At 47.7% G+C, this 398-nt stretch carries 2 protein-coding genes; both read right to left on the reverse strand.

Translation table 11 applies throughout. The features are described 5' to 3' along the window. On the reverse strand, positions 1-180 hold a 180-nt coding region (locus tag AC10QF_RS20110), incomplete at its 3' end, for an LptA/OstA family protein (protein ID WP_494542744.1). Then, the coding region (gene lptC, locus AC10QF_RS20115) for an LPS export ABC transporter periplasmic protein LptC (protein ID WP_494542745.1) at positions 149-398 on the reverse strand (250 nt) is incomplete at its 5' end. The genes lptC and AC10QF_RS20110, both read right to left, overlap by 32 nt.

Below are 398 nucleotides of genomic sequence, written 5' to 3' on the forward strand. Positions count from 1 at the left end.
GACGATAACATTACCGGTAAAGGTAACCACGTTGCCTTGCATATCAAGAGATTGCTGGTCCGATTCAATGTGGATCGGCTGATCAGTGTCTCCGGTTACGGCAAATGCCGGAATGCTGGCGGCCAGAAGTGAGCTGGCAAGCACAAGATTAAGGCTGAGTTTGTTTGTTTTGAATTTCATAGGATGTTCTAACCTTTTCAATCAGCTCGGCGTTCTTGCTGCGTAAGTTGCCGCGCATTTTCAGACCGCTGGAGTTAAATGTTGTTCCGTATAACGTGACGAGGTCTTCAGAGGTAACATCCTGCGTCACCAGATTGATCTGCGCGTTATCCGTCGTGATTCTGCGAAGTTGAGAGTCCGGCACGAGTGCATTGACTTCAACGTGTCCATATAAATAG

It is taken from the genome of Stenotrophomonas maltophilia complex sp. Om-AH-Sm3 (assembly GCF_059337855.1).